General features: G+C 64.6%; 21 protein-coding genes. 14 read left to right on the forward strand and 7 right to left on the reverse strand.

Annotation, left to right across the window (positions count from 1 at the left end):
* Positions 1-206: 206 nt before the first annotated feature.
* Entirely contained in the window at positions 207-1,286 is a 1,080-nt protein-coding gene (gene mtnA, locus HNE05_RS13360; RefSeq protein ID WP_173208127.1) for an S-methyl-5-thioribose-1-phosphate isomerase, read from the reverse strand.
* Positions 1,287-1,468: 182 nt separating this feature from the next.
* On the opposite strand from mtnA, the gene HNE05_RS13365 reads away from it, so the two are divergent.
* From HNE05_RS13365 to HNE05_RS13385, 5 genes are all read left to right on the forward strand, one after another.
* Entirely contained in the window at positions 1,469-2,803 is a 1,335-nt protein-coding gene (locus tag HNE05_RS13365) for a TRZ/ATZ family hydrolase (RefSeq protein WP_173208130.1), read from the forward strand.
* An 18-nt stretch (positions 2,804-2,821) separates the two neighbouring features.
* On the forward strand, positions 2,822-3,520 hold the full coding sequence (gene ubiG, locus HNE05_RS13370; protein WP_173208133.1) for a bifunctional 2-polyprenyl-6-hydroxyphenol methylase/3-demethylubiquinol 3-O-methyltransferase UbiG: 699 nt from the start codon (positions 2,822-2,824) through the stop codon (positions 3,518-3,520).
* A gap of 5 nt (positions 3,521-3,525) precedes the next feature.
* Positions 3,526-4,197 carry an N-acetylmuramic acid 6-phosphate phosphatase MupP gene (gene mupP, locus HNE05_RS13375; protein WP_173208136.1) on the forward strand — a complete coding sequence of 224 codons (672 nt, stop codon included), beginning with the start codon at positions 3,526-3,528 and terminating at the stop codon, positions 4,195-4,197.
* Positions 4,198-4,243: 46 nt separating this feature from the next.
* Entirely contained in the window at positions 4,244-4,984 is a 741-nt protein-coding gene (locus HNE05_RS13380; RefSeq protein ID WP_173208139.1) for a YciK family oxidoreductase, read from the forward strand.
* A gap of 207 nt (positions 4,985-5,191) precedes the next feature.
* A complete protein-coding gene (locus tag HNE05_RS13385; RefSeq protein ID WP_173208142.1) occupies positions 5,192-6,118 on the forward strand; it encodes a GGDEF domain-containing protein in 927 nt (308 codons plus the stop codon).
* Between the two features lie 174 nt (positions 6,119-6,292).
* On the opposite strand, the gene rluB is transcribed toward HNE05_RS13385, so the two are convergent.
* The 5 genes from rluB to HNE05_RS13410 form a co-directional block, all read right to left on the reverse strand.
* Positions 6,293-7,489 carry a 23S rRNA pseudouridine(2605) synthase RluB gene (gene rluB / locus HNE05_RS13390; RefSeq protein ID WP_173208144.1) on the reverse strand — a complete coding sequence of 399 codons (1,197 nt, stop codon included), beginning with the start codon at positions 7,487-7,489 and terminating at the stop codon, positions 6,293-6,295.
* Between the two features lie 134 nt (positions 7,490-7,623).
* Positions 7,624-8,439: an SMC-Scp complex subunit ScpB gene (gene scpB / locus HNE05_RS13395; protein WP_173208146.1), complete on the reverse strand. Its 816-nt coding sequence runs from the start codon at positions 8,437-8,439 to the stop codon at positions 7,624-7,626.
* Entirely contained in the window at positions 8,440-9,252 is an 813-nt protein-coding gene (locus HNE05_RS13400) for a segregation and condensation protein A (RefSeq protein ID WP_420826968.1), read from the reverse strand.
* Positions 9,249-9,881, reverse strand: a complete 633-nt coding sequence (locus HNE05_RS13405) for an L-threonylcarbamoyladenylate synthase (RefSeq protein WP_173208148.1) — start codon at positions 9,879-9,881, stop codon at positions 9,249-9,251. Before HNE05_RS13405 ends, HNE05_RS13400 begins: the two co-directional genes overlap by 4 nt.
* A 13-nt stretch (positions 9,882-9,894) precedes the next feature.
* A complete protein-coding gene (locus HNE05_RS13410; protein WP_173208149.1) occupies positions 9,895-10,764 on the reverse strand; it encodes a PHP domain-containing protein in 870 nt (289 codons plus the stop codon).
* A 65-nt stretch (positions 10,765-10,829) separates the two neighbouring features.
* Between HNE05_RS13410 and HNE05_RS13415 the strand changes: the two genes are divergently transcribed.
* The 6 genes from HNE05_RS13415 (at position 10,830) to HNE05_RS13440 (ending at position 15,024) form a co-directional block, all read left to right on the forward strand.
* Positions 10,830-11,420: a septation protein A gene (locus HNE05_RS13415; protein WP_173208151.1), complete on the forward strand. Its 591-nt coding sequence runs from the start codon at positions 10,830-10,832 to the stop codon at positions 11,418-11,420.
* 1 nt (position 11,421) lies between these two features.
* A complete protein-coding gene (locus HNE05_RS13420; protein ID WP_173208153.1) occupies positions 11,422-11,721 on the forward strand; it encodes a YciI family protein in 300 nt (99 codons plus the stop codon).
* A gap of 74 nt (positions 11,722-11,795) precedes the next feature.
* Positions 11,796-12,206 (forward strand): SH3 domain-containing protein, encoded by a 411-nt coding sequence (locus HNE05_RS13425; protein WP_173208155.1) that lies wholly within the window; start codon positions 11,796-11,798, stop codon positions 12,204-12,206.
* A 10-nt stretch (positions 12,207-12,216) separates the two neighbouring features.
* On the forward strand, positions 12,217-12,894 hold the full coding sequence (locus HNE05_RS13430) for a response regulator transcription factor (protein ID WP_173208158.1): 678 nt from the start codon (positions 12,217-12,219) through the stop codon (positions 12,892-12,894).
* 263 nt (positions 12,895-13,157) lie between these two features.
* Positions 13,158-13,604, forward strand: coding sequence for a Spy/CpxP family protein refolding chaperone (locus HNE05_RS13435; RefSeq protein ID WP_173208160.1), 447 nt, complete (start codon positions 13,158-13,160; stop codon positions 13,602-13,604).
* Between the two features lie 88 nt (positions 13,605-13,692).
* The gene (locus HNE05_RS13440) at positions 13,693-15,024 is read left to right on the forward strand and encodes a sensor histidine kinase (protein ID WP_173208162.1); all 1,332 of its coding nucleotides are present in this window, start codon (positions 13,693-13,695) and stop codon (positions 15,022-15,024) included.
* 102 nt (positions 15,025-15,126) lie between these two features.
* Here the strand turns inward: HNE05_RS13440 and HNE05_RS13445 are convergent, their stop codons facing one another.
* Positions 15,127-15,687, reverse strand: coding sequence for a nitroreductase family protein (locus HNE05_RS13445; protein WP_173208164.1), 561 nt, complete (start codon positions 15,685-15,687; stop codon positions 15,127-15,129).
* A gap of 207 nt (positions 15,688-15,894) precedes the next feature.
* Here HNE05_RS13445 and HNE05_RS13450 point away from each other — a divergent pair, with 207 nt between their 5' ends.
* The 3 genes from HNE05_RS13450 to HNE05_RS13460 all read left to right on the forward strand — a co-directional run bounded on the left by HNE05_RS13450 (position 15,895) and on the right by HNE05_RS13460 (position 19,655).
* Positions 15,895-17,349, forward strand: coding sequence for a TrkH family potassium uptake protein (locus tag HNE05_RS13450; RefSeq protein WP_173208166.1), 1,455 nt, complete (start codon positions 15,895-15,897; stop codon positions 17,347-17,349).
* Positions 17,350-17,395: 46 nt separating this feature from the next.
* Positions 17,396-18,850, forward strand: coding sequence for a TrkH family potassium uptake protein (locus tag HNE05_RS13455; RefSeq protein WP_173208168.1), 1,455 nt, complete (start codon positions 17,396-17,398; stop codon positions 18,848-18,850).
* Between the two features lie 151 nt (positions 18,851-19,001).
* On the forward strand, positions 19,002-19,655 hold the full coding sequence (locus HNE05_RS13460; RefSeq protein WP_173208170.1) for a TetR/AcrR family transcriptional regulator: 654 nt from the start codon (positions 19,002-19,004) through the stop codon (positions 19,653-19,655).
* The last annotated feature ends 1 nt before the right edge of the window (position 19,656 follow it).

Raw genomic sequence — 19,656 nt, forward strand, 5'->3', positions numbered from 1 at the left:
CCCGTCACACCCATCCTGGGCGGGACCGGAGTCCGCCGTTGTCACTCTTGTTCAGCAGCGACTCACGGCAAATCAACGAGTTAAGCTAACAATTCGCGCGAATGAACGGCCGTCTACAGGCCGTCCGGAAAACTGCCGGAGGTTACCACAATAGCCGCCGCAGACCTACCCCAGCGGGCAGGCCTGACAATGCTGCGGACGAGCCGTCAGTGCAGGCGCTTGCGGCACATCAGTTGCGCCATTTTCGCCGCATCCGGCCGCTCGACTATGCCCTTTTCGGTGACGATGGCGTCGATCAGGTCGGCCGGCGTGACATCGAACACCGGGTTGTAGGCATCGACATTGGCAGCAATGCGCTGGCCGCCGACATCCAGCAACTCGCGCCCATCGCGCTCCTCGATGGGAATGTCCTCGCCATCTTCCAAGCCCATGTCGATGGTCGAACTGGGCGCCACCACCATGAAGCGCACGCCGTGGTGCATGGCGCAGACGGCCAGCTGGTAGGTGCCGATCTTGTTGGCCACATCACCGTTGGCGGTGATGCGGTCGGCGCCGACTATGACCCAGGTAATGCCACGGGTCTTCATCAAGTGCGCCGCGGCCGAATCCGCATTCAGGGTGACCGGCACGCCCTCGCCTTCCAGCTCCCAGGCGGTCAGGCGCGAGCCCTGCAGCCAGGGCCGGGTTTCGTCGGCATACACGCGCTCGACCAGACCATCCAGGTACGCGGCGCGAATCACCCCCAGCGCGGTACCGAAGCCACCAGTGGCCAGGGCGCCGGTATTGCAGTGGGTGAGGATGTTCTGCGGACTGCCCTGATGCTTGCGGATCAACTCCATGCCGAGCTGGGCCATGGTCAGATTGGCTTCGCGGTCGCTTTCCAGGATGCCGAGGGCTTCCGCCTCCAGCGCCAGCAGCGGATTTTCCCCAACCTTCAGGCGCTGCAGGCGCTCACGCATGCGCTCCAGAGCCCAGAACAGGTTGACCGCCGTCGGCCGCGAGTCGGCCAGCACGGTGAAATCCCCTTCCAGCTCCACCTGCCAGTCGGCATCGCCCTCGGCCAGGCGCGCCCGCGCACCCAGCACCAGGCCGAACGCCGCGGCTATACCAATGGCTGGCGCCCCACGCACCACCATCTGGCGAATGGCCTCGGCCACCCCGGCCGCGGAGTCATACGCCAGCCAGGTTTCCTCACGCGGCAGCAGACGCTGATCGAGCAAGTGCAGCTTGCCATCTCGCCACTCAATGGCTTTTACCTTCTCAGCCGCCAGCAATTGCTCGCGCATGGCACACCCCACCTGCAGAAACGAAAAGCCGCGGATTATAGCGAGCGGCCGCCGCTATGGCGTAGAACCTTATCTGCGAACTTGCGGGCTAGAGCCAGACGACACAAGGCCGACGCGCAGCAGATCGCAGATAGGTTCTCAGTTATACTGCCGCCACCTTTTTATTACCCGGATATCTCGCCATGCCCGACCAGCGCGCGCCGCTCGATCTGCTGCTCCTGCCAACCTGGCTGGTGCCGGTCGAGCCTGCCGGGGTGGTGTTGCGCGAGCACGGGCTGGGCATCCGCGATGGCCGCATCGCCCTGATCGCGCCACGCGCCGAAGCGCTCAAGCATCCGGCCAAGGAAGTGCGCGAGCTGCCGGGCCACCTGCTCACTCCCGGCCTGATCAACGCCCACGGCCATGCGGCCATGACCCTGTTCCGCGGCCTGGCCGATGACCTGCCGCTGATGAGCTGGCTGCAGGACCATATCTGGCCAGCCGAAGCCAAGTGGGTCGACGAGGATTTCGTGCGCGACGGCACCGAGCTGGCCATCGCCGAACAACTCAAGGGCGGCATCACCTGCTTCTCCGACATGTACTTCTTTCCGGAAGTGGCCAGCGAGCTGGTGCACAAGAGCGGCATCCGCGCGCAGATGACCATTCCCGTGCTGGACTTCCCTACCCCCGGCGCCCGCGACGCCGACGAGGCGCTACGCAAGGGGCTCAAGCTGTTCGACGAGCTCAAGCTGCACCCACGAATCAAGATCGCCTTCGGCCCGCACGCGCCCTACTCGGTCAGCGACGACAAGCTGGAGAACGTGCGCATGCTGGCCGAGGAGCTGGATGCCGGCATTCATATGCACGTGCACGAGACCGCCTTCGAGGTGCAACAGAGCCTGGAGCTGCACGGTGTGCGCCCGCTGCAGCGGCTGGCCAACCTTGGCCTGCTCGGCCCGCGCTTCCAGGCCGTGCACATGACCCAGATCAGCGACGAAGACATCGCCCTGCTGGTAGAAAGCAACAGCAGCGTGATCCATTGCCCGGAGTCCAACCTCAAGCTGGCCAGCGGTTTCTGCCCGGTGGAAAAGCTCTGGCAGGCCGGCGTCAATGTCGCCATTGGCACCGACGGTGCGGCCAGCAACAACAATCTCGACCTGCTCGGCGAAACCCGTACCGCCGCCCTGCTGGCCAAAGCGGTAGCCGGCAGCGCCACTGCCCTGGATGCCCACAGCGCCCTGCGCATGGCCACGCTAAACGGCGCGCGCGCCTTGGGCCTGGATGAGGAAACCGGCTCACTGGAGCTGGGCAAGCTGGCCGACCTGGTCGCCTTCGACCTCTCCGGCCTGGCCCAGCAACCGGTCTATGACCCGGTGTCGCAACTGATCTACGCCGGCAGCCGCAGCTGTGTGCAGCACCTCTGGGTTGGCGGCAAGCAACTGCTCGACCAGGGCCGCCTGAGCCGCCTGGACGAAGACCGCATCATCGCCAATGCCCGCGCCTGGGGCGCGCGCATTGCTGACACGCATTCGATTTAAGGTTTTTAAGGACATCCCATGAGCAACGTCGACCACGCCGAAATCGCCAAATTCGAAGCCCTCGCCCACCGCTGGTGGGACCGCGAGAGCGAGTTCAAGCCGCTGCATGACATCAACCCGCTACGGGTCAACTGGATCGACGAACGCGTCGGCCTGGCCGGCAAGAAGGTGCTCGACGTCGGCTGCGGCGGCGGCATCCTCAGCGAATCCATGGCCCAGCGGGGAGCAACGGTCATGGGCATCGATATGGGCGAAGCGCCGCTGGCCGTGGCCCAGCTGCACCAGCTGGAGTCCGGGGTCAGCGTCGAATACCGGCAGATCACCGCCGAAGCCCTGGCCGAAGAAATGCCCGGCCAGTTCGACGTGATCACCTGCCTGGAAATGCTCGAGCACGTGCCGGATCCGTCCTCGGTGATCCGCGCCTGCTACCGCATGGTCAAGCCCGGCGGCCAGGTGTTCTTCTCCACCATCAACCGCAACCCCAAGGCCTACCTGTTCGCCGTGGTCGGCGCCGAATACCTCCTGCGCCTGTTGCCTCGCGGCACCCATGACTTCAAGAAATTCATCCGCCCCTCCGAACTGGGGGCCTGGAGCCGCGCCGCCGGCCTGACCGTCAAGGACATCATTGGCCTGACCTACAACCCGCTGACCAAGCACTACAAGCTGGCCGCCGACGTGGACGTCAACTACATGATCCAGACCCTGCGCGAGGAGTAAGGCGCATGCGCTTGCGAGCCGTACTCTTCGACATGGACGGAACCCTGCTGGACACCGCCCCTGACTTCATCGCCGTGTGCCAGGCCATGCTCAAGGCGCGCGACCTGCCGGCCGTGGACGACCAACTGATCCGCGACCAAATTTCCGGCGGCGCCCGCGCCATGGTGGCCGCCACCTTCGCCATGGACATCCAGGCCGAGGGCTTCGAGGCCCTGCGCCTGGAGTTTCTCGAGCGCTACCAGCAGCACTGCGCCGTGCTCAGCCGGCCGTTCGACGGCATGCCCGAGCTGCTCGCCGATATCGAGCAGGCCAAGCTGATCTGGGGCGTGGCCACCAACAAGCCCGTGTGTTTCGCCGGACCGATCATGCAGCAGCTGGGTCTGGCCGAACGCTCGGCGGTACTGGTCTGCCCGGACCACGTCAGCCGCAGCAAGCCGGACCCGGAAATGCTCCTGCTGGCCTGCCAGAAGATCGGCGTACAACCCGGTGAAGTGCTGTTCGTCGGCGACGACGCGCGCGACATCGAAGCCGGCCGCGCCGCTGGCTGCAAGACCGCCGCGGTCACCTATGGCTACATCCACCCGAACGACAACCCCCGCCACTGGGGCGCCGACGTGGTAGTGGAGCATCCCCTGGAATTGCGCGGCGTACTCGACCGCGCCCTGTGCAGCTGCTGAACGCCCCACACGGCCGTCAGCCACATCTATTTAGAGAGACTTCCGCATGTTTGACTACCAAGCCCGCCCCGACCTGCTGCAAGGCCGGGTGATTCTGGTCACTGGCGCCGGTCGTGGGATCGGCGCCGCCGCTGCCAAGACCTTCGCCGCCCATGGCGCCACCGTATTGCTGCTGGGCAAGACCGAAGCCAACCTGACCGCGGTGTACGACGAGATCGAAGCCGCCGGCCACCCGCAACCAGCGGTGATCCCGTTCAACCTAGAAACCGCCCTGCCGCACCAGTACGACGAACTGGCCGCGATGCTGGAAAGCGAGTTCGGCAAGATCGACGGCCTGCTGCACAACGCCGCCATCATCGGCCCACGTACGCCGCTGGAGCAGCTGTCCGGCGACAACTTCATGCGCGTCATGCAGGTCAACGTCAACGCCATGTTCATGCTCACCAGCACCCTGCTGCCGCTGCTCAAGCTGTCGGATGACGCCTCCGTGGTGTTCACCTCCAGCAGCGTCGGACGCAAGGGCCGCGCTTACTGGGGCGCCTATGCGGTCTCCAAGTTCGCCACCGAGGGCCTGATGCAGACCCTGGCCGACGAGATCGACGGCATCAGCAACGTGCGCGCCAACAGCATCAACCCCGGCGCCACCCGCACCAGCATGCGCGCCCAGGCCTACCCCGGGGAAAACCCGGCGAACAACCCCGAGCCGCAAGCGATCATGCCGGCCTATCTGTACCTGATGGGCCCGGACAGCAAGGGTGTCAACGGTCAGGCATTCGACGCGCAATAAGCCTGCCCCACAGCCGCCGGTTTTCCGGCGGCCGCTTTCCGTGAGCGGCATCACATTGCCACCATCACCGCCAAACAACCGGCAATGCCTTGCCGCATGATTCCGAAAAATTCAGCTAAACCAATGAAATAAAACAACTTTATTGAATTGGCATGGAATTCGCTCTACCTCAGTCATCACAGCGCCCAGCGCCAGAGGTTGAGTTCCATGGCTCCGCACAATCAGTCCAACACCATCGATTTCGACGCCGCCAAGCTGCAGCGCCTCGGCTATGCCCGTGCCGCACAGCAGGTGCTGAAGCCGGTCAGCCTGGGGCAACTGCGCCAGCAACTGGGCATGCAGCTGCAGACCTCGCTGGAAGTCGATCGCATCCTCGAACTGTTCTTCCGCGAAGTGCAGCGCCTGGTGCCACTGGGTGCACTGAGCTACCAGCTGGCCTCCTGCGATCTGCGCCTGGACCTGGGCGAACGCGCCAACCACTCGGCTGGCTACCGTCTGAGCCACGAAGGTGAATACCTGGGTGAACTGGTGTTCCGCCGCAACCAGCGCTTCAGCGAAGACGAGCTGGGCCAGCTTGAGTCTCTGCTGGCCAGCCTGCTGTTCCCGCTGCGCAACGCCCTGCTCTACCGCGCCGCACTGCAGACCGCCTTGCGTGATCCGCTGACCGAAACCGGCAATCGCATCGCCATGAACCAGGCCCTGCAACGCGAGATCGACCTGGCACGGCGCAACCTGCAACCGCTATCGGTACTGATGCTGGATATCGACCACTTCAAGCGGATCAACGATACGCATGGCCACATCACCGGCGACGAAGTGCTCAAAGCCGTGGCTGGTGCCCTGAAGAACAGCCTGCGCAACATCGACATGGTGTTCCGCTACGGCGGCGAGGAATTCATGGTGCTGCTTTCCAACACCAACCGCGAAGCCGCGGCCATGGTTGGCGAACGCCTGCGCATGGCCATCCTGGAGCTGCAATACCTGGTGGAAAACCGCGCCATCGACCTGACCATCAGCATCGGCTGCGCCACCCTGCTGCCAGGCGAGTCGGTCGACAGCCTGCAACGCCGCGCCGACAACGCGCTGTATGTATCCAAGCGCGAGGGGCGCAATCGCCTGTCCATGGCAGGGTAATGCCTACTGCGCTTGCTCATGCTGCGTTGATAACAGGCTCGAGCTGCTCATTTACAGCACGTAAACTCCGCGCCCTCGCCTGTTCTCGCCTTGCCTGAGCTGCGCTCGCTACGGCCTTTCGACATCGCATAAAAAAGGGACTCCGTGGAGTCCCTTTTTTTTATATGCCTGGATTCAGCGCTTGCGGCCGAAACCCGGACGCTGCCCGTCGCCACTTGGGCGCGGCTTGCGCGCCGGACGCTCGCTCGACTCGTTGGCCGGGCGCGGCGTGCGCTTCTTGTTCACGTCAGCCGGACGCTCGGCCACCGCCGAACCACGCCCACCTTCACGCCGCTCGCCGGAGTCCTTGCGTGGCGCACGTGGCGCGCGCGACTGCTCGCCACCTTCTTTACGCGGGCCGCGAGGAGCACGCTCAGCACTTTCGCTACGCGGTGCGCGGGCCGGACGGGGTGCATCGGCGCCGGCACTGAGATCCAGCGACGGACGCAGCACGCGCTTGGGCCGCTCGCCCTTGCCCAGCGGACGTGCCGACTTGCGCTGCAGGCGGTCGAGCTTGTCGCGCATCTTCTCTTTCATGACGGGCAGCGCCACCGATTGCAGGCCGACTTCCTCGCTGAGGATGTCGATCTCGCGCTGGGTGAGTTCGCGCCAGCGGCCCATGGGCAGGTCGGAGGTCATGAACACCGGGCCGAAACGCACGCGTTTCAGGCGGCTGACCACCAGGCCCTGGGACTCCCACAGGCGGCGCACTTCGCGGTTACGGCCTTCCATCACCACGCAGTGGTACCAGTGGTTGAAACCGTCGCCGCGCGGCGCTTCCTTGATGTCGGTGAACTTGGCCGGGCCGTCTTCCAGCATCACGCCGGCCTTGAGCTGCTCAATCATCTCGTCGGTGACTTCGCCACGCACACGCACCGCATATTCGCGGTCCATCTCGTAGGACGGGTGCATCAGGCGGTTGGCCAGCTCACCGTCGGTGGTGAACATCAGCAGGCCGGTGGTATTGATGTCGAGACGACCGATATTGATCCAGCGCCCTTCTTTCGGCCGCGGCAGGCGATCGAATACGGTGGGGCGGCCTTCCGGGTCGTCACGGGTGCAGATCTCGCCTTCCGGCTTGTTGTAGATCAGCACGCGGCGCACGCTTTCCGCCATTTCTTCGCGCTTCAGCAGATGGCCGTCGACGCTGATGGCGTCGTGCATATCGACCCGCGCACCGAGGGTGGCAATCACGCCATTGACCTTGACCCGGCCCTGGCTGATCCATTGCTCGATATCGCGACGGGAACCTTGACCCATGCGGGCCAGGACTTTCTGCAGCTTCTCGCCGCTGGGGCGGACTTGTTCGCTGTCGACTTCGTGTTCACTCATGCTCGGCACCTCCCGGTGTATTCGGTGATGAGGACGACGCCCGCTCGAATCGAGCCAGCGCCAAAAGGGTCGCGCATCATACGCGGATAGTTACCCGGACGCACGGGCAGACTATAGACCGCCTAGCGGGATTGTCAGTGCAAGGAATCCTTGGCATCCACATCGACCAGCGAATCGCCGGCAGACTCGGTCTCGGTCTCGGTCTCGGACTCCGGCTCAACCTCATCGTCCAGGGCCAAGTCATCGAAGTCGGTCTTCAAACCTTGCTCCATGGAGTCCAGCTCGGCCAGCAGGCTACGGAAGCTGGTTTCATCGCGCGGCTCGGCCGCTTCTTCTTCGCCGGCGGCATCGGCGCGCGCCTGCAGACCAGCCGGTACCGGCAAGTCGTCCTCCAGCGCCAGCATCGGCTCGGGCTCCAGCTCGCGCAGCTCGGCCAGGGTTGGTAGCTCGTCGAGGTTCTTCAGGTTGAAGTGGTCGAGGAACTGCCGGGTAGTGGCCAGCATCGCCGGCTTGCCGGGTACGTCGCGGTGGCCGACCACGCGGATCCACTCACGCTCCAGCAGGGTCTTGACGATCTGGCTGTTGACCGCCACGCCGCGGATATCCTCGATCTCGCCACGGGTAATGGGCTGGCGGTAGGCAATCAGCGCCAGGGTTTCGAGCATGGCCCGCGAATAGCGCTGCGGCCGTTCTTCCCACAGGCGACCGACCCAGGGCGCGAACTTCTCGCGCACCTGCAGGCGATAGCCGGAAGCGACTTCCTTCAACTCGAAGGCCCGCCCCTGACAGGAGGCGGCGAGAATGCTCAGGGCATCGCGGATGGTCGCCAGCTCCGGGCGCTCTGCTTCGTCGAACAGCTCGCAGATGCGTTCCAGCGATTGCGGTTTGCCGGAGGCCAGGAGAAATGCTTCCAGCAGGCTGGCCAGCTCTTTGGGGTCGCTCAGGTTCATCTATTCGGCTCGGGCACGCACGTGGATGGGCGCAAAGGCTTCATTCTGCACCAGCTCCACCAGGGATTCCTTGATCAGTTCCAGCACCGCCATAAAGGTCACCACCACGCCAAGGCGCCCCTCGGCAGCGCTGAACAGCTCGACGAACGGCACAAAAGCGCCGCCCTTGAGGCGCTCCAGCACCTCGCTCATGCGTTCGCGGGTGGACAGCACCTCGCGGGTGATCTGGTGGCTCTCGAACATGTCGCCACGCCGCAGCACTTCAGCCATGGACAGCAGCAGCTCTTCCAGGCTGACATCCGGCAACAGCTTGCGCGCCCTGGCCTCGGGGGCGTCGAGCTTGGGCACGGTGAGATCACGACCGACCCGCGGTAACTCGTCCAAGCCTTCGGCGGCGGCCTTGTAACGTTCGTATTCCTGCAGGCGGCGGATCAGTTCGGCGCGCGGATCGTCTTCCTCGTCTTCTACTTCGCTGGAGCGCGGCAGCAGCATGCGCGACTTGATCTCGGCGAGCATGGCGGCCATCACCAGGTACTCGGCGGCCAGTTCCAGGCGCACCGACTGCATCAGTTCGACATAGCCCATGTACTGCTTGGTGATCTCGGCCACGGGGATATCGAGGATGTCGATGTTCTGCTTGCGGATCAGGTAGAGCAGCAGGTCGAGCGGGCCTTCGAAAGCTTCGAGGAAGACTTCCAGGGCATCCGGCGGGATATACAAATCGAGCGGCAGCTCGGTGACCGCCTGGCCGTAAACCAGTGCAAACGGCAGCTCCTGCTGGGCGCCGGCCTGCACGTCCGCGGTCTCGCTCACGCCTCCTCCCCCTGGAACGGCGTGGGGTCGCCACAACCGACACGGAACACTTCGGGCTCGCCATCGGCCAGATTGACCACAGTGGAGGCCTCCAGGCCGCCGTAGCCACCGTCGATGATCAGGTCGACGTGGTGTTCGAGCACCTGGCGCATCTCGTAGGGGTCGCTCATCGGTAGCGCTTCGCCCGGCAGAATCAGGCTCACACTCATCAGCGGCTCGCCAAGCTGCTCGGCCAGTGCCTGGGCGATCGGATGGCCCGGCACGCGCAGGCCGATGGTGCGGCGCTTGGGATGCAGAAGCATGCGCGGCACTTCACGGGTGGCATTGAGGATAAAGGTGTAAGGCCCGGGAGTATGCGCCTTGAGTACGCGGAAGGCGGCGGTATCGACCTTGGCGAACAGACCTATCTGCGACAGGTCGCTGCACACCAGGGTGAAGTTGTGCTTGTCGTCCAGCTGGCGCAGGCGGCGGATACGCTCGACCGGGCCCTTGTCGCCAATCAGACAACCGATCGCGTAGGACGAATCGGTCGGATAGACCACCACGCCACCACCGCGGATGATTTCCACGGCCTGCTTGATCAGGCGCGCCTGGGGGTTTTCCGGGTGCACCTGGAAAAACTGACTCATAACCTCTCCCTGTTCAGAGGGCAGCAATATTCGGGCTGTGGACATCTCTGAAGCGCTCCCACAAAGGTGGCAGATCCTCGGGTAACGGACGGTACATGCCCAACTCCGACCAGTCGCCCGGTGCATGGAAATCGCTGCCGACGCTGGCCAGCATGCCGAATTCGCGGGCCAGAATGGCCAGGCCACCCACCTGTTCGGCCGGTTGCAGGCCATTGACCACTTCCAGCGCATGGCCGCCGGCGGCAATGAAGTCGGCGACCAGACGGCGCCGCTTGCTACGGGTGAAATCATACTGCCAGGGGTGCGCCAGGCTGATCCAGGCGCGCGCCTCGCGCAATGTGCCGACTGCCTGCTCCAGGGTCGGCCAGTGCTGCTTCACATCGCCCAGTTTGCCGGAGCCGAGCCACTTGCGGAACGCCTCAGCGTGATCACGCACATGTCCGGCACGCACCAGGAACTCGGCAAAGTGCGGCCGCGCCGGTGCGTTGCCGCTGTCGCCCAGGGCCTGCTGCACAGCACGCGCGCCCTCCAGCGCACCAGGCATGCCCTTGGCTTCCAGGCGCCGGGAGATTTCCTCAGCGCGCAGCCAGCGACCCTGGTGCAGCTCACCGATGGCCTGCTGCAACGCAGGGGCATCGGCGGCAAAGGCATAGCCCAATACATGAATAGTAGCGCCGCCCCAGGTGCAGGACAGTTCGATGCCGTTGACCAGCTGCAACCCCAGCTCATTCGCGGCCTGGCGCGCTTCGTCGAGGCCTTCGAGGGTGTCGTGATCGGTCAGCGCCAGCAGTTGCACACCCCGCTCATGGGCGCGCGCAACCACCACGGACGGGGCAAGAACGCCGTCCGAGGCCGTGCTGTGGCAGTGCAGATCTACTTTCATGGGGCCGCTTTCAGGGTCAATGATGTTTGTTATTATGCCGCCACATCCCGCTTCTGGCTGCCGCCGTGAAACAATTCATCGATTTCATCCCGCTTATCCTGTTTTTCATCGTCTACAAACTCGACCCACGCACCATCGACCTGGCTGGTCACAGCTTCGAGCTGGGCGGTATCTTCAGTGCCACGGCGGTGCTGATCGCCAGTTCGGTGCTGGTCTACGGCACACTGCTGGCGGTGCAGCGCAGGCTGGAGAAGGGCCAGTGGCTGACTCTGGTCGCCTGCCTGCTGTTCGGCGGCATGACCCTGGCCTTCCACAGCGAAACCTTCCTCAAGTGGAAAGCCCCGGTGGTCAACTGGCTGTTCGCCGCCGGTTTCGCCGCCAGCCACTTCATCGGCAACAAGGTGCTGATTCAGCGCATGATGGGCCACGCCGTGAGCCTGCCACAGCCGATCTGGACCCGCCTGAACATCGCCTGGATCGCCTTCTTCATCTTCAGTGGCTGCGCCAACCTGTTCGTCGCCTTCACCTTCCACGACATCTGGGTCGACTTCAAAGTGTTCGGCAGCTTGGGCATGACCGTGCTGTTCCTGGTCGCCCAGGGTGTCTACCTGGCGCGCCACATGCACGACGACGCCCCCCAGCAAAGCAAGGACTGACATGCTCTACGCCATCATCGCCAGCGACGTACCCAACTCCCTGGAACAGCGCCTGACCGCTCGCCCTGCCCATCTGGCCCGCCTGGAGCAGCTGAAAAGCGAAGGCCGCCTGGTGCTGGCCGGCCCGCACCCGGCGGTGGACAGCGTTGACCCAGGACCCGCTGGTTTCTCCGGCAGCTTGATCGTCGCCGAGTTCGAATCCCTGGTCGCCGCACAGAACTGGGCGGATGCCGACCCCTACCGCGCTGCCGGCGTGTATGCCAGCGTGCTGGTAAAGCCCTTCAAGCTGGTCTTGCCCTGAGAACACGCTCTGATCCACCCGCAAGTCATCGCCACGCATAACCCATAACAACAAACGGGAAACTGGAGTTCCTCATGCGCACAGGTCCGCTGTCATTGCTTCTCACTACATTGCTGTTCGCGCCCTTGCTGGCCGCCGAAGAAGTACCCGCAGCCCCCGCCAGTGCCACCAGCAGCCTGGCACCCACGACCAGCAGCGTCGACAACCCGGCAACTGCGCCGCAAGCGACCCCGGCAGAAAGCCCGGCAAGCGATAGCACCGCAGCAACGGATGGCGAGCGCGATAGCGCCCTGCTCAGCCGCCTGCGCCAGGAAAACCAGCGCCTCAAGCTGAAACTCAAGGAAGCCCAGGCTCAGCGGCCGGATCAGTTGCTCAGCGAACAGCAGATGTGGTTCGCGGTCGGCGCCGGTACTGCCCTGCTGGCCTTCATCGTCGGTCGCCTGAGTGGCGGACGGCGCAACAAACGCCAGAGCCAGTGGGTCTGAAGCACAACCCATGAACGAACTGCTGCTGATCGACGACGACCAGGAACTCTGCGAACTGCTGGCCAGCTGGCTGCAGCAGGAGGGATTCCGGGTGCGCGCCAGCCATGACGGCAACAGTGCCCGGGCGGCCCTGGCGCAGACCACGCCGGCCGCAGTGATCCTCGATGTGATGCTGCCAGACGGCAGTGGCCTGGAATTGCTCAAGCAACTGCGCAGCGAGCACCCGGAGCTGCCGGTACTGATGCTCTCGGCGCGCGGCGAGCCGCTGGACCGTATCCTCGGCCTGGAGCTGGGTGCCGACGACTACCTGGCCAAGCCCTGCGACCCGCGCGAACTTACCGCCCGCCTGCGCGCCGTGCTGCGCCGCAGCGCCCCGGTGGCGAGCAGTTCACGCCTGGAGCTGGGCGATCTCAGCTACAGCCCGATCCGCGGTGCAGCCAGCATCGGCGAACAGGAAATCAGCCTGACCCTTTCGGAAAGCCGCGTACTCGAAGCCCTGCTGCAACAGCCAGGCGAACCGGTGGACAAGCAGACCCTGGCGCAGCTGGCCCTGGGCCGCAAGCTGACCCTGTATGACCGCAGTCTGGACATGCATGTCAGCAACCTGCGCAAGAAGCTCGGCCCGCATGCCGATGGTCGCCCGCGCATCGTTGCCCTGCGCAGTCGCGGCTATTACTACAACGCCTGAGAACCTGTCCACGATCTCTTGGCTGTCGGCCATCCTGCGTTAAAAATGGCCTCGGAATGCTCATTTACAGCTTGTAAATTCCGCTTCCTCGGCCATTTTTGCCTTGTCTGACTCTAATCCAAAAGATCGTAAACAGGTTCTAATGGCAGCTGTCGCGGCCCGTCTTTACCCAGCCTTTACCCTTGCCTGACTGCGCTTGACCTTGCCGTCCCTAGACTGGGCTCATCCGGTAATCCACCGGCATCGAGACAAGGAGACACCCCATGCGCAAGACCCTGATCGCCCTACTGCTTGCAGGCGCCCTGCCGACCCTGGCGCTGGCCATGCCCGACGCTGAACCCCGTGAACACAAGCACTGCGGCCAAAGCGACATGCGCGGCGAACACCGTGGCCCGGGCATGCGAATGTTCAAGGACCTCGACCTCAGCGCCGAACAGCGCGAGCAGATGGGCAAACTGATGCGCGAACGCAAGGGTGGCCCGCAGGAGATCACCCAGAAGTACCTGGACAAGCTGTCGGATGCCGACAAGCAGGCCATGCACAAAGAACTGGAAAGTGCGCGCCTGGAACACGACAAGGCGATCCGCGCCATCCTCACCCCGGAGCAGCAGAAGACCTTCGACGCGCACAAGGCGGAAATGGACAAGCGCCGCGCCGAGCGCGAAGAATTCGCCGCCTGGAAAGCCGAGAAAGACAGCAAGGCCGAGTGACAGGTCGGCAGCACGCTGCAGCGACCGGCCAAACCCTACCGCCCGACCTGCCCCACGGCAGGCCGGGCCTTTTGCTTGAGGAAAGCCTGTGTCTTCAATGTTCTGGCGCATCTTTGCCAGCTTCTGGCTGGCCATCGCCCTGGTTGCCGGGCTCTCCATCCTGCTCGGCCGGGCCCTCAATCAGGACAGCTGGATCATCAGTCAGCACCCGGCCCTGGACAACCTGCCCGAGCGCTGGAGCCAGCGCTTCGAAGAGCAGGGCCGGCAAGCCGCGCAGGACTTTCTCGAACAACGCAAACAGCGCTTCCACATCAACGTCCAGGTGCTCGACGACAATGGCGAGCCCCTGGTCCGTGGCACCTTCTCGCCCCGCGCCGCCGCGTTCGAGGCCCGCCAGCACAATGAACGGCGCCTGCCCTGGCGGCGCCTGACGGCCGAATACACCAGCCCGAGCAGCGGCAATACCTACCTGTTCATCTACCGCATCCCGCATCCCGAGCTGGAAGCCTGGCACCGCGGCAGCCTGCTCTTGCCCCTCAGCGCGCTGGGTATCGCCCTGGTGGTGCTGACCGCGCTCAGCCTGCTGCTGACCCTGTCCATCACCCGTCCGCTCGGGCGCCTGCGCGGCGCCGTGCACGACCTCGGCCAGACCGTCTACCAGCAGCACAGCCTGGCGCGTCTGGCCGGCCGGCGTGACGAGTTCGGCGTGCTGGCGCGCGACTTCAACCGCATGGGTGCCCGCCTGCAAGGGCTGATCGGTAGCCAGCGCCAACTGCTGCGTGACGTCTCCCACGAATTGCGCTCGCCGCTGGCGCGCCTGCGCATCGCCCTGGCCCTGGCCGAACGGGCCGAACCGGCCGAGCGGGACACACTCTGGCCGCGCCTGGCCAAAGAGTGCGACCGCCTGGAAGACCTGATCAGCGAAATCCTCGCCCTCGCCCGTCTGGATGCCGAGCCGGGTACGGCGCAAGCGATCGACCTGGGCAAGCTGCTCGACGCCCTCAAGGACGACGCGCGCCTGAGCGCTCCCGAGCAACAGCTGCAGATTCACATGGACAGCCGTCCGCTACCGTTGCAGGGCTGGCCGGACATGCTCGGACGGGCACTCGACAACCTGCTGCGCAATGCCCTGCGCTTCAATCCGGCCGGGCAGCCAATTGAAATCAGCGTGCAGCGCCAGCCGCAGCAGTTGCAGATCAGCGTGCGCGATCACGGCCCCGGAGTTCCTGCGGATTTACTGGACAAGCTCGGCGAACCCTTCTTCCGCGCGCCCGGCCAGAACGCCGCCGGCCACGGCCTGGGCCTGGCCATCGCACGACGGGCAGCGGAGCGGCATGGCGGCCAGTTGACGCTGGCCAATCATCCACAGGGCGGTTTCATCGCCACCCTGGAGTTGCCGTTGATGGCACAACCGGGATAGGCCTGGGTGACAACGCATCGCTGAGTAGTAGATACCGTAGCCCGGATGCAATCCGGGAAGCAGACCACTCCGTTCCGGATTACATCCGGGCTACGGTTTGCATCAGCCCTGCCAGCTGCCGACGAAATCGGCCGGTGCCAGCGCCGGCGGCGTGCGTCGCTCGCCTTCGACGCTGCCGAGGTAGAGGAAGCCGACGATGCGCTCATTGGCCGCCAGGCCCAGGCCGGCCATGACCTGGGCGTTGTAACACAGCTCACCGGTGCGCCACATGGCGCCCAGGCCTTGCGCATGGGCGGCCAGCAACATGCCGTGGGCGGCACACCCGGCAGACAGCAGTTGCTCCTGCTCCGGCACCTTGTGCGGGGCCGTCAGACGGGCGATCACCGCCACCAGCAGGGGCGCACGCAGGGGCATGGCGCGGGCCTTGTCCAGCGCCTCGCTCTTGACCTCCGGGTTGCCCGCCAGCAGCGCGCTGGCGAACAGTTCGCCGAGTTTGGCGCGGGCCGCACCTTCGACGGTGAGGAAGCGCCAGGGCCGCAGCTGACCATGATCCGGCGCACGCAGCGCGGCACGAAACAGCAGTTCACGCTGCGCCGCATCCGGCGCCGGCTCCAACAGACGGCCGACGGAAACGCGGTTGAGCAATAGATCGAGAGCTTGCATCGGTCATCTCCAGGCAGGTCAGGCTGGCATTTTAGGGGCTATTGAGGGTTCGGTGCGACCGCGACGCCGCTTGGGGCACCTTGCGCCTAGCCCTGCTATGGTCAAAGCAACCCCAAACCGGACAGCCTGCCGGCGCCGCATACCCGTGCTTCTAGCGCAAGGCGCCTACAGGTAGAATGCCGCCTTCCTCGCCTACCGAGCTGCTTCATGGCTTTCTCGACGCTGCGCATCATCGGCTTCATCATCGGCATTTTCCTCATCACCCTGGCCGTGAGCATGGCTTTTCCCATGCTCACCCTGCTGGCATTCGACCGCACCGATGACCTGACCGAATTTCTCTGGTCAAGCCTGATCACCTTTATCGCCGGCCTGGCCCTGGTGATTCGCGGCCGGCCGCAGCACATGCACCTGCGCCCACGGGACATGTACCTGCTGACCACCGCCAGCTGGGTGGTGGTGTGTGGTTTCGCCGCCCTGCCAATGGTGCTGATCGCCCATATCAGCTACACCGACGCCGTCTTCGAGACCATGTCGGGCATCACCACCACCGGCTCCACCATTTTCGTCGGCCTGGACAGCATGTCACCAGGCATCCTGATCTGGCGCTCGATGCTGCACTGGCTCGGCGGTATCGGCTTCATCGGCATGGCGGTGGCGATTCTGCCGCTGCTGCGCGTCGGTGGTATGCGCCTGTTCCAGACCGAGTCCTCGGACTGGGGCGAAAAGGTCATGCCCCGTTCGCACATGGCCGCCAAGTACATTCTGCTGGTCTATCTCGCGCTTACCTTGCTCGGCTTCCTGGCCTTCTGGGCCGCCGGCATGACGCCCTTCGAGGCGATCAACCACTCGATGGCGTCGATCTCCACCGGCGGTTTCTCCACTTCAGATTCCTCCCTGGCCAACTGGCAGCAACCGGCGGTGCACTGGGTCGCCGTACTGTTCATGATCCTCGGCGGCCTGCCCTTCACCCTCTATGTGGCCAGCCTGCGCGGTCATCGCCGGGCGCTGCTGCGCGATCATCAGGTACGCGGCTTCCTCGGCTTTCTGCTGCTGACCTGGCTGGTGTTCGGTACCTGGCTATGGGCCAACTCCGAACACGCCTGGCTGGACGCCTTCCGCATCGTCGCGGTCAACGTCACCTCAGTGGTCACCACCACCGGTTTCGCCCTGGGGGACTACACCACCTGGGGCAGTTTCGCGGTGTTGCTGTTCTTCTACCTGACCTTTATCGGCGGCTGCTCCGGCTCGACCTCGGGCGGCCTGAAGATCTTCCGTTTCCAGGTTGCCTTCGTCCTGCTCAAGGCCAACCTGCAGCAACTGGTGCACCCACGCGCGGTGATCAAGCAGCAGTACAACAACCACAACCTGGACGAAGACATCGTCCGCTCGCTGATCACTTTCTCCTTCTTCTTCACCATCACCATCGGCGTGATCGCCCTCGGCCTGACCCTGGTTGGCCTCGACTGGGTCACCGCCCTGACCGGCGCGGCCACGGCGGTGTGCAACGTCGGCCCGGGCCTCGGTCCGACCATCGGCCCGGCCGGAAACTTCGCCACCCTGCCGGATGCGGCCAAGTGGCTGCTGACCATCGGCATGCTGCTCGGCCGCCTGGAAATTCTCACCGTGCTGGTACTGTTCACCCGCGCCTTCTGGAAACACTGATGCGCCAGCCCATTTCCACCCTGCCCCTTTGCGCTAAAGGCCAGCCATGACCCTGCCGACCCTGCGCACCCTGGCGTTCATCAACGGCATCTTCCTGGTCACCCTGGCCATCGCCATGCTCGTGCCGATCGCCACCTTGCTGGTTTACCAGCAGCCGCAGGGGATCAACGCCTTCCTCTGGTCGAGCCTGCTGACTTTCATCGCCGGCATCACCATGGTCGCCCAGGGGCGTCCACAGAACACGCAACTGCGCCCCCGCGACATGTACATGCTGACGGTCTCGAGCTGGGTGCTGGTGTCGATCTTCGCCGCCCTGCCCTTCGTCTTCAGCCTACGAACCAGCTTCACCGATGCCTACTTCGAGAGCATGTCGGGCATCACCGCCACCGGCGCCACCATCTTTACCGGCCTGGACAGCATGTCGCCGGGCGTGCTGATCTGGCGCTCGCTGCTGCACTGGCTCGGCGGTATCGGCTTTATCGCCATGGCCGTGGCCATCCTGCCGATGCTGCGGATCGGCGGCATGCGCCTGTTCCAGACCGAATCATCGGATCGCTCGGACAAGGTCATGCCGCGTTCGCACATGGTCGCCAAGTACATGGTGCTGGCCTATGTCGGCCTCAGCAGCTTGTCGGTGCTGGCCTTCTGGCTGGCCGGGATGAACCTGTTCGACGCGATCAACCATGCCATGTCGGCCATCGCCACCGGCGGCTTCTCCACTTCCGACGCGTCCCTGGCGAAATGGCAGGAACCGGCCGTGCACTGGGTCGCCGTGGTGGTGATGATCCTCGGCAGCCTGCCCTTCGTGCTCTACGTCTCCACCCTGCGCGGCAACCTCCGGGCGCTGCTGCGCGACCAGCAGGTACACGGCTTTTTCATCCTGCTGCTGGGTAGCTGGCTGGTCCTGGCCTGTTGGAAGTGGTTCAGCACCGACATGCACTGGCTGGATACCTTGCGCCATGTCGCGGTCAACATCACCTCGGTGATGACCACCACCGGCTTCGCCCTCGGCGATTACCACCTGTGGGGCCCCTTCGCCAGCATGATGTTCTTCTACCTGGGCTTTGTCGGCGGCTGCTCGGGTTCGACGGCCGGTGGTCTCAAGGTGTTCCGTTTCCAGGTCGCCTACATCCTGCTCAAGGCCAACCTACTGCAACTGGTGCACCCACGCGCGGTGATCAAGCAGCAATACAACCGGCATCGCCTGGATGAAGAAATCGCCCGTTCGATTCTCGCCTTCGCCTTCTTCTACACCATCACCATCGCCAGCCTGGCGCTGATCGTGGCAATGACCGGCATGGACTGGATCACCTCGCTGTCGGGTGCCGCCGCCATGGTTTCCGGGGTCGGCCCGGGCATGGGCGAAATGATCGGACCGGCCGGCAACTATGCCGCCATGCCCGACGTGGCCAAGTGGGCGCTGACCCTGGGCATGCTGATCGGCCGCCTGGAAATCCTCACCGTGCTGGTGTTGTTGATGCCGTCCTTCTGGCGGCACTAAGCATCCTTACCCGCCGGCTGTTTACGACCATCTCCAACTGCGAGAAATGAGGGGCTGGCCCCCTCAGGTGCGAGCCTGGATGCCTCCTCCATGCACTCCACCTGATCAACGGCGCTTGCCATTAATTAATTGAACGTTTAATTATTAACTCATGACCAAGAATACTCAGCCCAAACAACCACCGCGCGCCCCGGGCCGCCCCGCCGGCGATGCCCAGCTGCAGCGCGAACGCCTGCTCGATGCTGCCGCCCAGGCCTTCGCCCATACCGGCATCCAGGCCTCCAGCCTGCGCAGCATCGCCCAGCAGGCCGGGGCCACCCCGGCCCTGGTCAACTATTACTTCGGCAGCAAGCAGCGCCTGGTCGATGCCCTGGTCGAGGAACGTTTCCTGCCGCTGATCCGCAGTGTGGCCGAGGGCCTGCAGGCCGCCGGCGACGATCCGCACGAGCTGGTCGAGCGCTTCGTCCGCGGCATGAGCGCAATGGTCGCGAGCCACCCATGGATTCCGCCGCTGTGGGTGCGCGAGATCCTCTGTGAAGGCGGCCAGTTGCGCGAGCAGTTGACCGGGCGCATCGCCCCGCTGATTCCTTTGCTGCTGGCCCAGCGCTTCGCTGCCGCCCAGGCCCGCGGCGCCCTCAACCCGGCACTGGACCCGCGTCTGTTGGTGGTCTCGCTGATCGGCGTGACCATGCTGCCCTACGCCGCCGCACCGCTCTGGCGCGGCATCTTCGCCAACCCGCAGATCGGCGACGAAGCGCTGATCGCGCATACCCTGGCCCTGTTGCACAACGGGATGGAGACCTGAG

This window comes from Pseudomonas campi, assembly GCF_013200955.2.
Taxonomy (GTDB): Bacteria; Pseudomonadota; Gammaproteobacteria; order Pseudomonadales; family Pseudomonadaceae; genus Aquipseudomonas; species Aquipseudomonas campi.